The 13,213-nt window shown below is 70.5% G+C and carries 15 protein-coding genes and 5 pseudogenes; 9 read left to right on the top strand and 11 right to left on the bottom strand.

Translation table 11 applies throughout. The annotated features are described in order from the left end of the window. The first annotated feature begins 101 nt into the window (after positions 1-101). Together AQJ11_RS41190 and AQJ11_RS41185 are read left to right on the top strand one after the other, a co-directional pair. Positions 102-1,091: a diacylglycerol/lipid kinase family protein gene (locus AQJ11_RS41190; RefSeq protein ID WP_059266847.1), complete on the top strand. Its 990-nt coding sequence runs from the start codon at positions 102-104 to the stop codon at positions 1,089-1,091. Continuing rightward, positions 1,088-2,569, top strand: a complete 1,482-nt coding sequence (locus AQJ11_RS41185) for an MmgE/PrpD family protein (RefSeq protein WP_059266846.1) — start codon at positions 1,088-1,090, stop codon at positions 2,567-2,569. Before AQJ11_RS41190 ends, AQJ11_RS41185 begins: the two co-directional genes overlap by 4 nt. A 94-nt stretch (positions 2,570-2,663) precedes the next feature. Here AQJ11_RS41185 and AQJ11_RS41180 read toward each other — a convergent pair whose 3' ends face one another. Together AQJ11_RS41180 and AQJ11_RS41175 are read right to left on the bottom strand one after the other, a co-directional pair. Continuing rightward, positions 2,664-3,221, bottom strand: coding sequence for a carboxymuconolactone decarboxylase family protein (locus AQJ11_RS41180; RefSeq protein ID WP_059266845.1), 558 nt, complete (start codon positions 3,219-3,221; stop codon positions 2,664-2,666). Positions 3,222-3,270: 49 nt separating this feature from the next. Continuing rightward, positions 3,271-4,722, bottom strand: coding sequence for a CoA transferase (locus AQJ11_RS41175; protein ID WP_063807753.1), 1,452 nt, complete (start codon positions 4,720-4,722; stop codon positions 3,271-3,273). 160 nt (positions 4,723-4,882) lie between these two features. On the opposite strand from AQJ11_RS41175, the gene AQJ11_RS47595 reads away from it, so the two are divergent. The 6 genes and pseudogenes from AQJ11_RS47595 to AQJ11_RS52970 form a co-directional block, all read left to right on the top strand. After that, a complete protein-coding gene (locus tag AQJ11_RS47595) occupies positions 4,883-5,047 on the top strand; it encodes an acyl carrier protein (protein WP_079082659.1) in 165 nt (54 codons plus the stop codon). A gap of 68 nt (positions 5,048-5,115) precedes the next feature. Continuing rightward, positions 5,116-5,445 (top strand): annotated as a pseudogene (locus AQJ11_RS52990) (beta-ketoacyl synthase N-terminal-like domain-containing protein); the annotation flags it as partial. 20 nt (positions 5,446-5,465) lie between these two features. Next, positions 5,466-5,714, top strand: a pseudogene (locus tag AQJ11_RS52985) (beta-ketoacyl synthase N-terminal-like domain-containing protein); the annotation flags it as partial. After that, positions 5,711-5,881 (top strand): annotated as a pseudogene (locus AQJ11_RS52980) (beta-ketoacyl synthase N-terminal-like domain-containing protein); the annotation flags it as partial. The pseudogenes AQJ11_RS52985 and AQJ11_RS52980, both read left to right, overlap by 4 nt. 73 nt (positions 5,882-5,954) lie before the next feature. Next, positions 5,955-6,323, top strand: a pseudogene (locus AQJ11_RS52975) (CurL C-terminal domain-containing protein); the annotation flags it as partial. Between the two features lie 13 nt (positions 6,324-6,336). After that, positions 6,337-6,519: pseudogene (locus AQJ11_RS52970) on the top strand (hypothetical protein); the annotation flags it as partial. Positions 6,520-6,617: 98 nt separating this feature from the next. Here the strand turns inward: AQJ11_RS52970 and AQJ11_RS52965 are convergent. Beyond that, on the bottom strand, positions 6,618-6,812 hold the full coding sequence (locus AQJ11_RS52965) for an NAD(P)-binding protein (protein WP_398781353.1): 195 nt from the start codon (positions 6,810-6,812) through the stop codon (positions 6,618-6,620). 136 nt (positions 6,813-6,948) lie between these two features. Next, entirely contained in the window at positions 6,949-7,344 is a 396-nt protein-coding gene (locus AQJ11_RS41150) for a PaaI family thioesterase (protein WP_059266893.1), read from the bottom strand. A 712-nt stretch (positions 7,345-8,056) separates the two neighbouring features. Here AQJ11_RS41150 and AQJ11_RS41145 point away from each other — a divergent pair. Then, the gene (locus tag AQJ11_RS41145) at positions 8,057-8,899 is read left to right on the top strand and encodes a helix-turn-helix domain-containing protein (RefSeq protein WP_059266839.1); all 843 of its coding nucleotides are present in this window, start codon (positions 8,057-8,059) and stop codon (positions 8,897-8,899) included. Here the strand turns inward: AQJ11_RS41145 and AQJ11_RS41140 are convergent. The 7 genes from AQJ11_RS41140 to AQJ11_RS41110 form a co-directional block, all read right to left on the bottom strand. Beyond that, complete coding sequence (locus AQJ11_RS41140) at positions 8,865-9,233, bottom strand: nuclear transport factor 2 family protein (RefSeq protein ID WP_059266838.1); 369 nt, start codon at positions 9,231-9,233, stop codon at positions 8,865-8,867. The genes AQJ11_RS41145 and AQJ11_RS41140 overlap by 35 nt on opposite strands. Before the next feature lie 213 nt (positions 9,234-9,446). Beyond that, a complete protein-coding gene (locus tag AQJ11_RS41135) occupies positions 9,447-9,767 on the bottom strand; it encodes a hypothetical protein (protein ID WP_059266837.1) in 321 nt (106 codons plus the stop codon). A 184-nt stretch (positions 9,768-9,951) separates the two neighbouring features. Next, a complete protein-coding gene (locus AQJ11_RS41130; RefSeq protein ID WP_058084480.1) occupies positions 9,952-10,485 on the bottom strand; it encodes a flavin reductase family protein in 534 nt (177 codons plus the stop codon). A 93-nt stretch (positions 10,486-10,578) separates the two neighbouring features. Next, positions 10,579-11,556, bottom strand: a complete 978-nt coding sequence (locus AQJ11_RS41125) for an LLM class flavin-dependent oxidoreductase (RefSeq protein ID WP_059266836.1) — start codon at positions 11,554-11,556, stop codon at positions 10,579-10,581. Positions 11,557-11,650: 94 nt separating this feature from the next. Further along, entirely contained in the window at positions 11,651-12,127 is a 477-nt protein-coding gene (locus AQJ11_RS51890; protein WP_244218625.1) for a hypothetical protein, read from the bottom strand. A 157-nt stretch (positions 12,128-12,284) separates the two neighbouring features. Next, on the bottom strand, positions 12,285-12,701 hold the full coding sequence (locus AQJ11_RS51885; protein ID WP_079082655.1) for a cupin domain-containing protein: 417 nt from the start codon (positions 12,699-12,701) through the stop codon (positions 12,285-12,287). Between the two features lie 42 nt (positions 12,702-12,743). Further along, on the bottom strand, positions 12,744-13,213 hold a 470-nt coding region (locus tag AQJ11_RS41110; protein WP_208616742.1), incomplete at its 5' end, for a phosphatase PAP2 family protein.

Below are 13,213 nucleotides of genomic sequence, written 5' to 3'. Positions count from 1 at the left end.
CCGGTCGGGTGGTTCGCCCGCCTGCGCAGGTTCGAATCCTGCCCTCTCCGCTCGCGTCCCGCAGTGCTGTCCGCCCCGTCGGCATCCGGAGAAGGGTTTCCATGACCGAGGAGTCTGAGGCGCTCGTGCGGAGCGTGCTCGTTGTCGCCAACCCCACCGCCGGCACCACGAGCGACCGCCTGACGGCGGACGTCCTCGCCCTGTGCGCGGCTCGTGCGGCCGAGGTACGCATCCACCGCACCACCGGCCCGGGTGACGCCGCGGCGGCGGTCACCGCGGCCCGCTGGGGAACCGACGGGCACACCGCACCCGACATGGTCGTGGCGGTCGGCGGCGACGGCACGGTGCACGAGGTCGTCGACGGCCTCACCGCCCCCGGTCCTGCGGCCCGCCCCGCACTGGCCATCGTGCCCGCCGGCACCGGCAATTCCGGCTACAAGATGCTCTGGTCGGAACGCCCCTGGCAGGAGGCGTTGAGCGCCGTCCTGGACGGCCCCGGGCACGGCGCCCGGCTGTGCGGTCTCGACCTCGCCCACCTCGCCGAGACCGGCGCGAAGGTCTTCCTCGGAGCCTGCTCCGGTGTCATCGCCGACGCGCTGAGGGTGGCCCGCTCGGTGCCGCTGAGCGGCCGGGACCGGTACACCCGGGCATTCGCCGACGCCGCGGACGCCTTCACGCCGTACCCCGGCAGGGTCACCGTCGACGGCGCCCTCCTGTACGAGGGGCCCACCGTGCTCGCCAACGTCGGCGGCGGACGCTTCCGCGGCGGGCGCTACCAGGTGCTCCCCCACTCGAAACTGGACGACGGCCTGCTCGACGTGTGCGTCATCGGCTCGCCCGTCAGCCCGCGCGAGGTCCCCGAACTCACCCGCCACGCCGCCCACCTCGGCCTGCCCGGCGTCCACTACGGCCGTGGTCGGCGCATCGTCGTGGAACGCCTCGACGGCGCACCCCTGTGCTTCGAACACGACGGCAACCTCCAGCCCCCCGGGCTCGCCCGCCTCACCTTCGACGTGTTGCCAGGCGCCCTCCCCGTGTGGGCGGCCGGCACCGCCGTACTGGCCGATGCCTCAGCGCGGGAGCCGGCGTGACGCCCCTGGAGGAACTCAGCGCGTGGGCCGCCGGGCTGACCTACGACGACATACCGGAGCGGGTCCGCGCACTGGCCGCGAGCCAGATCCTGTCCCAGGCCGCGTCGATCCGGGCGGGCGCCCTCCATCCGCTGGGCGCCCGCCTGGTCGCCGCGTTCGGGGAACCGTTCCAGACCGACGCCCGGCAGGGCGCCTGCGTGCTGGCCGGCCTCGGATCATGGCTCAACCTCGACGACACCGCGTACGCCGGGCACCTCTCCAACTCGACCGTCGCCGTCCCCCTCGCCTTCGCCCACGCCCGCCGGCTGACCGGCGCCGAGCTGCTCACGGCGGTGGTCGTCGCCACCGAGTGCGCGGCCCGCGTCACGGCCGCGGCGACGCTCGGCCCGCTGCGTGGACAGAGCGCGCTGCACACGCACCTGGTGGGAGCCGTCTGCGGGCGGCTGCGCTGTGAGGGCGTCACGGACCCCGCACGCTGGACCGACGCGCTGGGGCTGGCGCTCGCCATGCCGCACCGCCCGCTGATGCGGGCCTTCCTGGCCAGCGACGCTCGACTCCTCAACGCCTTCGCTCCGGTGCGGGCCGGCATGGACGCCTGCGACGCCGCGGGCGCCGGCCTACGGGGCGCGCCGGACCTGCTGGAGCACCCCGACGGCTTTCTCGCCGCGCTGGCCGCGGTGCCGCTGCCCGACGAGATCACAGAGGGCCTCGGCCGTCGCTGGCACACAGACACGCTGTCCTTCAAGATGCGCCCCGGTGGGCCCGGTATCGACGCGGCCGTGGACTGCGCCATCGACCTGCACGGCGAACTGCGTGCCGCCGCAGGACCGCTGGACCCCGCTGCGGTGTCGGAGGTGCTGGTGGAGACGTCCCTCTACACCCTGTACGCCGGCCGCCGCGCCGACCGCTACGTCAATGGCCCCGACGCACCCCTGGGCGCGCTGGTACTGCACACTCCCTACCCGGTCGCCACGGCACTGCTCACCGGTGGCCTGACAGTCGCCGATTTCGAGCGGCCGGCCCTGTCCGACCCCCGCCGCCGGGAGCTCTCGCGACTGGTCCGGCTCGCTCACGACCCCGCGCTCAGCCGGCAGCTGTTCGCGTCCACCGCGCCCTTCGGTGCGGCGGTCCGCCGGGCGGGAGCCGCCGCCGAGGCATGGCTGCTCGAATTCGGCGGCCCCGAGACCGTCCGTCTCGCGCTCGACACCGCCCGGCCGCCGGAGACCGACTTCACGGCCGCCACGAAGGCCACAGGTGCCCGTGTCACCGTACGCCTGCACGACGGCCGCGCGTTCACCCGCGAGCGGCTCATTCCCCTGGGCGCCGCCGGTCCGCACACCCGGGCCCGTCATGAGGAACTGGTGCGGGAGAAGTACGTGTCCCTCGGCGGCGACGCCGGCACCGCGATGGACGCCGCCGGGCTGGGCACGATGGACGCCGCCCGGCTGCGGGACTGGCTGGAGTCGGCACTGCGCTGACGCCCGGTTTCCCGGGGTACCACCCGGGTCCGCCGGGTGAGGGCGGCCGGTCCGGAGCGACCACCAGGTCGCTCCGGACCGGCCGCCCTCGTTCTCACTCGGCGCTCATCGCCCGTGTCATGCGCAGCACCTCGTCGCCCTCGGGCGCGTCGATCTCCACGTCCAGCACCGTGCACATCCGGGCCACCAGGAAGTAGAAGCCCGCGAGGACCAGCGCCTCCACGACCTGCTCGTCGTCGTAGTGCTTCCTGAGCTCCGCGTAGCAGGCGTCGTCGACGGTGGGGCCGGCGGCCACGGCCGCGGCGAACGCCACGAGCGCCCGCTGGGCCGGACTGAGGGCCTCCGCGCCGTGGTCCCCACGGTGCAGGGCCGCCCGCTGTTCGTCGGTGACACCCACGGCGCGGGAGATGGGGACGTGCTGCGCCCATTCGTACTCGGATTGGAAGCCGGTGGCGTAGGTGAGGATGAGCAACTCGCGGTCGACCGCGGTGAGGCCGCCCTCCGTGAAGAGCGCGGCGTTGAGCCGGGCGATCTGCTCGACCGACTGCGGCGCGTGGGCGAGGATCCGGTACAGGTTGATCATGCGTCCCTGGGCGAGGGAGCGCAGGGATTCGGGAAGGGCCTCGGTACCGAGGCAGGGAACGCGGGACATGTCGACTCCTCTCCTCCTGCGGTGCGGGGCAGTGGGCGGCGTAGGAGGATCAGCCGGCGGGCGTGTCGAGCCAGTGGGGCTGTGAGGAGCCACGGGGCACGAGAAGCGGGCCGCGCCAGGACGGAGGTGTCTCGCTCAGCCGCACCGGCGGTGCCACCAGGCTGAGTTCGCCGAGCGGTGTGGAACGAGTGAACCGCTCGGCCGCGGGCAGCGAGTCCGGCGGCACCGACCGCGCCACCTCCGGGCTGAACGTGCCCAGTTCGTAAGCCCAGTTGGACACACCAGCGAGGGACACGCGGACCTCGTAACTGCCCCCTTCCCTGGCCCGGCGCAGGAGCGCGCTCATCACGCCCGCGGCCGCGAGATAGGCTGCCAGGTAGTCGTTCAGCATGCGCCCGTGCGGGAGCCGGGGCACATCGCCGTCCCGCTCGCTCCAGTTGACGCCGGTCAGAGCCTGGGCGTGCTGGTCGAAGCCGCCGCGGTCCTGCCACGGCCCGCTGTGGCCGTAGCAGCGCACCGACACCTGGATGAGCCCGGGGCTGATTTCCGCGCACTCCCGTGGGCCGAGGCCGAGGCGGGCCATCTTCGTGGCCCGGTGGTTGTGCACGAAGACGTCCGCCGTGCTCAGCAGTTCCTCGAACCTCCGGCGCCCGTCGGTGCCCCGCCCCAGCTCCAGCCGGGCCGAGCGCAGACCGACCCCGCACTCGTTCCAGCACACGTCGTGGTCGAAGGCGTGCGGCTCGCATACGTGCAGCACGTCCGCACCCTGTTCCGCGAGGACCCGGCCCGCCGCCGTGCCTGCGAAGACATGGGTGAACTGCAGACTGCGCAGCCCGGACAGAGGCTGTGCACCCACCGGCAGGGGGCGCGGCGGGCCGTCTCCGACGCGCTCGACCGAGACGAGGGGTTCGGCCAGCACGGCCTGGCCCTGGGGGTGCTCAAGGAACTCCTGCCTGCTGCGGACCATGGCCAGCGGCACACCGCGCGCCGCCGCCGCCTCCTCCAGCTCCGCTCCGTTCCAGCCGGCGATGGCGGCGGCCACGTGCTCTCGGGTGTGCGCGGTGTCCAGCAAGGTGAGGAACTCGTCGCGGGAACGCGGATAGCAGGCGATGGGGATGACCCAGCGGTCGTCCGCCGTACGGTACAGGTCCCACAGGGCGGGGATGGGGGTACCGTCACCTCCGAGCACACTGCCCATGTTGGAGCCGTAGCCGTTCAGCGTGTTCCCGCCGCCGAGGTACGGCGTGATCTGGTGCATCGCCTGTCCCAGGTCCAGTGCCAGCCGCTGCGGCCGTCCCTTGCCGGCGTGCCAGATCTGCGCCGTGCCGACAGCCGCGGACAGCAGGGCTATGCCCATCGCCGAGCCCAGCCGGATGGTCGATGGCACCAGGGGATCGCTTCCGGTGACGGCGATGTCGCTGACCGCCGCCTCCCGTGAAAGCCCCAATACCTTGAGGGTCCTGTCCAATTCACCCAGTAGGTCGAATCCATTTTCTTCCATGTCAGGGATCGTAACACTCAATCCGTGGCGATAAACCGAACCGCGTCGAATACCCGGGAACCGGACGCTGTTATCAGCGGCCCGTCAGTTGGTTATCAGAAGCGACTGTTTTGATGGGGGAGGGCAGTCGATCCCGAGAGGCGGTGGCCGGGGCGAGAGCATGGTTGTGGAGGAGCTCAAAACAGTACTTTCCATGACTAGTCGAGATGAATTCCCGCTCGATATCGGCTTCTTCGACCTCGGTCTCACCTCTCTCCGCCTCAGCGAGGTGAAACTCGCGCTGGAGCAGAAGCTGGAGTGTGCGATTCCACGGCCGCTCTATTGAGGCATCCGACTGCGGGCCGGTTGATCGGTCATCTTTCCGAGCGACCCGTATTCGGCTGGAACCGATCAATGCCGAAAGCGTCGAAGCCGAGTCAGGACGAGCCGGCCGTCGCGCTGGCCGAATTGCGGACGGCGAAAGAAGCGCTCGCCGAGCTGACCCGTGAGAAGCACGAGCCCATCGCCAGCGTGGGAATGGGTCTGCGCTACCTCGGCGGGAACTACGGCGCCGACGAATTCGCCGACTTCCTGCGTGAGGGACGGTCCGGCATCCGCCCCCTGCCCGCCGACGAGCGCCGGCAGATGGCCCCGGACCCGGACTCCGACAAGGGGCCCACCGGCGAGCGGCCCCTCGGCGGCTTCCTGAGCGACATCGACCGCTTCGACGCCGCCTTCTTCTCGGTGTCTTCCCAGGGGAAGCCCTGTGCATCGACCCGCAGCAGCGCCTCGCCCTTGAGACGGCTTGGGAGGCGCTGGAGCAGGCGGGCATCGACCCCACCTCCCTGCGGCAAGGTGACGCCGGCGTGTTCATGGGCGTCACGACCCTCGACCACATCTTCGAATCCACCGCTCTCGCGCCCGCGGACCTCGACGCATACCTCGCGCCCGGGCCGACTCACAGCGCGGTGTCGGGCCGACTGTCGTACTTCCTCGGCCCGCGCGGGCCTTGCATGACCGTCGACACCACCTGCTCCTCGTCCCTCACCGCGGCCCATCCCGCCGACAACATCCTGGCCCTCGGAGGGGTCCTCGCCCCGACGGACAGTGCAAGACGTTCGACGCCCGCGCCGACGGCCACGCCCGCGCCGAAGGGTGCGGTGTACTGGTGCTCAAGAGGCTCTCCGAGGCGCAGCGCGACGGTGACCGCCCAACCTGTCGTCGTAGGGTCCCTGAAGACGAATTTCGGCCACATGGAGGGGGCGGCCGGAGTGGGCGGGATCATCAAGACGGTGCTCCAGCTACGGGAGAAGACCATCTTCCCGCACCTGAACTTCGTCACCCCCTCCTTCCGCATCGCCTGGGAGGACGCCCCCGTCACCGTCCGTGACCGGCATCATCGCGTCGATCGTGCTGGAGAGACACCGGCCCCAGCCGAGCCTGCCGAACCCCCTGCCGACGAGCGTCCCGGCGCGGTCCTCACCCTCTCCGCCAAGAGCCGCAAGTCGCTGCGCAGGCTCGCCGAACGCCACCTCGACCATCTCGCGCACACCCCGGACCTGGCGGTCGCCGACCTGTGCCGGACGTCCAACACCGGCCGGGCTCACTTCCGTTACAGGATGGCCGAAGTCGTGCATGACCGGGAGAGCGCCCTCCGTGCGCTGCGCAAACGCATCGCCGGCCCTGGAACAGCCGAACACCACGGGCGGCGGTTCCGGTGCCCCCAAGACCGCGTTTCTCTTCCCGGGTATGGGGACGCAGTACCTGGGCATGGGTACCGCGCTGTACCGCCAGTACCCCGCCCTCCGTGACGCCCTCGACGCCGCCGACCGCGTTCTCACGCCGCTGACGGGTGTCCCGCTGGGCGCGCTCATGCGCGGCGAGTGCACCGGCACCGAGCGCCTCAACGAGGCCCTTTACGCGCAGCCCCGCCCTGTTCGCCTTCGAATAGGCCATGAGGCAGCTCTGGCTGTCCTGGGGAGTCCGCCCGTCGGTGCTGATCGGCCACAGCCCCGGCGTGCCTTCTCCAGTACCGCGAACGAGTGCCGTCCGCTCTCCCGCAGCCGGGCGGCCGTGCCGAGACCTGACATGCGGGCGCCGATGATGAGCACTTCATGGTCTTCGACCACGGACCCTCCCTCAGGGATGTTTTTTGACGGTCCGCTGTGGGCGGTGGTGCTGACCCAAGGCTGACAGGCCGATGATCGGGGGCGGAGCGCCGGGGCCGCTGCCCGGTGCCGGTCCGTCTCAGTCCGGCGCCGGCTCCCGGCGCGGGTGTCCGGGGCGCAGGACGGCCTGCGACTGGATGGTCAGAGCCACACGGCGGTCCTCGTCGTCGCTCAGTTCCGTCTGGACGACGACGAACGACGACCCCACGTGCAGCGGGCGGGCCACCGCGGTGACGTTTCCGGACCGCACGCCACGGAAGAAGTTGGTCTTGGACTCGACCGTCGAGGTGGACGCGCCTGGCGGCATGTTCAGATAGGCGCACACGGCACCCACCGTGTCGGCGAGGGACATCACCGCTCCTCCGTGCAGGAGCCCTCCCGCCGTGCACAGGTGCTCCGCCCACGGCAAGGTGCCCCGCACCAGGCCGGAGTCGGCCTTCTCCAGCCTGATTCCGGTGCCCCGCGCGTACGGCATCAGGGCGAGGAGTTCCTCCGGGCCGAGGGGGGAGTGCGTCAAGGTGACCTCCGGACGGGGACGGGGCGGGTGGGCGTACAGCGTCGCATGGTTTTTCAGCGCGGGATCAGGTACGTATCAGACAGGCTTGATGGGATGGGAGTGACCGCATACCGCGAGTCCGAGAAAGGTGTGTGATGGGTGTCTTGTTGGTACCTGAGGTGCGGCCCAGTGCCGCGGAGGCCGTATGAGCACCCGACGGGGTACGCGGCGCGCCCGCTGATTCACGGCGTCCGACGCCGCACCGGACCCGCCGTACCAACTGTTCGTGTTCCCACACGCTGGCGGCACGGCTCCCATGTACCGGGCACGGGCCGAGACCCTGCCGTCCAGCACGGACGTACGGGTCCACGATCATGCCCGCACTGCGCGCCGACTTCATGGCGGCCGGAAGCTACGAGCATGACGAAGTGCCGGCGCCCTGCCCGGTCGCGGCCTACTGCGGCACCGACGACCCGATCGTGCGGCCCAGGAGGCCACTTCTGCCACGCTGTCGCGGTGCAGCACGGCCTCGACCGTCAGCTGCGCCGGCTCCCGGGCAGGCCGTGAACCTCCTGCGTCGTCACGTACCACGGCACGTTGATGGAAACGGCCGGCCGGATGGTTTGGGAGAGGCACTTCGCGGAAAGCGGGAATCGTGGGGGTCAGTGTTCATCACAGTTATCGTTGAGCAATGAACAGGCAGCTAGTGCGGTCGAGCGATACTCCCACCGTGGGCATACTGTTGCGGAGGTGGCGCGACCGGCGCGGAGTCAGTCAGCTGGAACTTGCCAGCCGGGCCGCCAGCTCCGCTCGGCACATCAGTTTCATCGAGACCGGCCGGGCCAAGCCCAGCCTCGCCCTTCTGATGCGTCTCGCGGAGGAACTCGATGTTCCCGTACGCGAACGCAATACTCTGCTGGTCGCCGCCGGGTTCGCCCCGGCGTTCCCTGAGACGCCGCTGGACCACCCGGTCATGGAAACGCTGAACGGCGAACTCGACCGCTTGTTGGCTGCCCATGACCCCAACCCGACGCTCATCCACGACAGTGTCTACAACGTTGTCGGGGCCAATCGCAGTCTGCTCGCGCTGGTCTCGGGCGTCGCCGACCACCTGCTGAAGCCGCCCATCAACACCATGCGTCTGGCGCTGCACCCCGAGGGGCTCGCTCCCCGGATCCGCAATATCGCCCAGTGGCGCGCCCATCTGCTGGGCCAGATGGAACGACAGATCGTGATGAGCGGCTCAGCAGCCCTTGCCGACCTCTGTGAAGAAGTGGCTGCCTACCCGTTCACCGATCGTGGTCCCGTGGTCCCGGCCGTTGACGCCGCGTACGCACTGCCGTTGCTGATCGAGTGGGAGGGGCGGCAGCTCTCGTTCGTCACGATGCTGACGACCTTCAACACCCCGCTGGACGTGACCGTCTCCGAGCTGGCCATTGAGACCTTCCTGCCCTCGGATGCGGAGACGGCCGCCGCCCTGCGAGACAAGCTGACCGAGGTCAGGCCTCCGGGGCACGGTCCAGGAAGCCGCTGACGGAGCTGATGCGACCGTCCTCGGCGAGGGTGATGACATCGGACCCACCAGCCGGGGAGGAGCCGTCGGCCGTCGACACCAGATCCCACGAGAAGCGCGCGATGTGGTGGTTGCCGTCGACCGAGCCCTTCTGCCGGAACTCGAAGCCCGGGAACTGCTCGTGCGCGCCGGCGATGACGGCGGCCAGGCCTTCGTGGCCCGCCACGTCGACCAGCGGGTCGGTGTAGGTGGCGTCCTCGGTGAACGCCTCGGACACGGCCTTGGCGATGGCCTCGGCCCCGTCGGCGTTCCAGGCGGCGAAGTAGCGCTCGGCGGCGGTGTTGTACTGCGTCATGGAGTTCTCCTTGGTTCGGTTAATGACCGCGATGGCGACGCGGCTTCATGATCACTGTGCCGCGTGTCACGGAGGCCAGTCGATTACCTTGTAGGTAATGGCCGATTTCGGGTGCGCGGGGCCCGTCCCGTACCGTTGACACCCAACGACAGCCGGGAGGGGTGGCGCACCCGGCTCTTCCCCCTTCCCCACGGCCGTTCGCGGCCGTGCGCTTCATGCGAGCACGTTCTCCAGCCAGTGCTCCAGCAGCCGCGTGTCTCCCTGGACGTCCACCGCGGCCTCCGTCATCGGCATCCGCCGTTTCATCAGCATCAGTAGGTCACCAGCCCGGCCACTGACCGTCACCCCGGCTCGCCTGCCGTCGTCCTCGGCTGCCATGACCAGGCCCTTGGGCGTCCGCAGCACCAGCCACTCGGCTCGTACCGCACCGGTCGCGCCCGTGGCCCGGGACCGCAGCGGCTCCCCCTCGCCGGTGGTGGCGGCGAGCCGCGGCCCGAAGGACGCCGCCGCTTCGGGTGAGGTGGTTCCACGCATCCAGAACCGAAGGGTGTGGATGGGCCATGAGGTGGCCTGTGCTCCACCCGGGGCAGGTCCTCACCGCCACCGCGGGATCGGCGTCCCGTACCAGATCCGCGAGCAGTCCGGCCTCTGTCCCGACTCCGGCGCGGAGCTGTCCGTGTGTGCACTCGGTAGGTCAGCCGCTGGGAGCACCAGGCCGTCAGGCGGTCTCCGGTGCAGGCGGCAGGACGATCTGTGGTCCCGGGCGCCGGAAGTCGCCGTCCTGGAAGAGCAGGGGGTCCCCGGGTGCGTAGGCGAAGTCCTGCACCTCACCGAGGAAGAGGAGGTGGTCGCCGCCTTCGTAGGTGCGCCACGGCCGGCACAGCAGCCAGGCCACCGTGCCGTCCAGCCTGGGCACACCGTCCTGGTCCAGCCAGGGAACGGCCAGCGCGGACTGCGGTCGGCCGGCGAAGTGAAGCGCCAGCGGAACCTGGTCGGCGGCGAGGACATTGACGACGAACGACGCGTTCCGCAGTCCCGCACAGGCCCGCGCCCGACGGCCGACGCTGATCAGGACAAGCGATGGGTCGAGCGAGACGGAGGTGAAGGAACTGATGGTGATGCCCCGGAATCCGTTGTCTCCGGCGTACGTCACCGTGCTGACCCCTGAGCCGAATCTGCCCAGGCAGTCACGGAGGCGACGTGTGTCCGAACCGGTCGACTGGGGACGAGATCCGGTCAGTGCGGGCTGCATGAACCCTCCAGCGGGAGTGGACTCGGATGGCTGGGGTGCGGGGCCGTTGCGGGCATCCGCCGACGGAGACGGCGCTCTCTCCGTGGCGGCGGCTCAGGCCGTGACCGCCCGCACCGCCGGCAGGACCACCTCGGCGATCTCCTGCAGCTGCGGCTCGGGCCGCAGCGATCCGATTCGGATGACGATGTGCCGGGCGCCCGCCCGCACGTAACCGGCCAGCCAGTCGGCGCAGTGTTCGGCCGTACCCCAGGCGTACGCCTGGATGGTTGACATTTGCTCCAGGGTGCGCCCGTAGTAGTGCTCGATGTAGTGCTCAAGCTCGGCCTTCGCGCCCGCCTCGTCCGGACCGACGGTGATCGTGGCGTAGAACCCGGGGACCACCGCACCCTCGGGTCGACCCGCCTCGGCTCGCAGCGACTCAAGCCGTTGCCAGGCCGAGCCGTACGCCTGGGCCGATGGGAGGAACGGCAGCCACCCGTCGTAGAGCCGGGCTACTCGATCCAGGACGCGGGCCGTGTCACTGCCGGCCAGCCACAGCGGGGGTCCTCCGGGCCGGGGCGGGCGGGGGAGCCGGTCGAGCTGTTCGGCCTGCCAGTAGCGCCCGTTGAAAGTGTCCGCCCGGTCGTCGCCCCAGGCGGTCCGCCACAGCGCGGCGATCTCGTCGAGGCGCCCGGCACGGCCGGCGAACGACGCGCCGACGGCCGTGAACTCCGCTTCGGTCTCGGGGACGGGGAAGCCCGACCCCAGCCCCATGATCAGCCGTCCCCCACACACATGGTCCAGGCTGCTCACCATGTTGGCCCCGATGAGCGGGTGTCGGAGCGCGGGCGTCAGCGCGGCGGTTCCCAGTTGGATGGAATGCGTCGCCGCACCGGCGGCCGACAGCACCACCAGTGGGTCGAGCCGCGGACGCGCGGTCAGGGAATCCCCCGTCCACAGCGAGTCGAACCCGAGAGACTCGGCCTGCCGTGCGAACTCCAGGAGGGGGGAGGCAGAGAAGTCGCCGAGGATCGCCTGCTCGCGAGTCGGCAGCAGGACGCCAAGGCGGGGTGGCTGGTCGGAGGTGGTCATCGCGTGCCTCTTCTCTGGCTGTCGGAAACTGGAGCAAGCTGCTCAGGATCCAAACACCGTCCCCTGACACGCCACTGACCTGTGCCTGAGAGCGTCACACGTCGCCCCTGTACGGCCTTCTCGGCTCGCGGCTGGGCACCCTAACCGCCCGTTGCCCCCCACCGTCACACCGGAGCACTGGGTCGCCGAGAACGTCACCGCCACGGCGTCGGTCCACATCGTCGGCAACCACTTCGTCAACGTGCCCACCCGCCGGGTCCTGGTGACCACCCGGCGGCCGGTCGTCATCGAAGGCAACCTCTTCGACGGCGTGACCATGGCCGGCGTCTACGTCTCCGCCGACGCCGAGGAGTGGTACGAGTCGGGGCCGGTCGCCGACCTCACCATCCGGGACAACACCTTCCTGCGTCCCTCCACTCCCGCAGTCCTCATCGCACCGACCAACACCGTCCGCGACCCCGCCCACCCCGCGCACCGCAACGTGACGATCAGCGGCACAGTCTTCGAGGACGCCGACGCCCCGATCGTGCGCGCCCGCTCCGTCCGCGGGCTGGCCGTCACCGGCAACCATCTGACGGGCACCCGCGCCGGGGCCCTCACCGAGTCCGGCCTGGTGGCCGCCGAAGGCTACTCGGACGTGGTCGTGGAAGGAACGTCGGGCACGCTCCCCCACCCGGCCGGCCCCGGGTTCACCGGCTCGACGAGCGGCCGTGACCATCGCCCACGTGTCAGGTCCGCGGGTGCGCCGCCTGATCCTTCTCAGTCGCCGCGTAGCCGGGCACGGACGGCCATCGAACGGTCAGGACCACCGACTCCTCCTCCGCGAACCATGAGTGGTCGACTCCGCGCCCCCACACGACGTAGTCACCCTGCTCTTCCAGAAGGACGCTGCGGCCGGGCAGTTCGACGCGGAAGCGGCCACTGATGAGAACCAGGAGAGCCGTGCGTTCTTCGCCCCTCACCCACTGCGATCGCGCGTCGGCACGGGGGTGGACGCCCCACTTGATCTCTACGGCCTCGCTGTGGCGCGGGTCGCCCACGTCCTTGAAGTGCCCGAGGAGCCATCCTCGGTCCAATGCCGCGTCCTTGCCCGCGTTGCCCACGTACACGGTTGGGGACGAGCTCGGGCGGGCTGGGGCGTGCACCGCTGCGGCGCCGGACCGTCACCGGGACCCTGGAGCGACACTTCAGACCAGCTCCGGTCGCGGGTCCGGCTGTGGTGCCGGAGCGGCCTTCGGCTCCCACAGTCCGGTGATGCGTACGTATCGGTGGATCACTGACGCCATCGCCAGAATGAGAAGTGGTCCGAACAGCCAAGGGTGTCCGGCCATCTGCGTCGGCAGGTAGCGGTAGGACACCAGGAGCGCGGCGAAGAGCGTTGTCCCGTAAGCGACGAACTGGACGCCTGACCGGTCCCAGCCGCGGTCGATCGAGCGCAGGGCTACCTCGATTGTGAGCGCGAACACCACGCCGGCGATGAGATCCGTGCCGTAGTGGTAGCCGAAGCCCAGCGTCGCGCCGAGCGTGGCGATCAGCCAGAACGTGCCCGCGTACCGGAGGATGCGTGGGCCCTTGCGGGTATGGATGAAGATCGCGGTGGCCCACGCCGTGTGCAGGCTGGGCATGCAGTTGCGCGGGGTGATCCCGTCGTAGGTCG

This window comes from Streptomyces corchorusii, assembly GCF_001514055.1.
Lineage (GTDB): Bacteria > Actinomycetota > Actinomycetes > Streptomycetales > Streptomycetaceae > Streptomyces > Streptomyces olivaceoviridis.
This window is presented reverse-complemented; position numbering and strand designations above follow the sequence as displayed.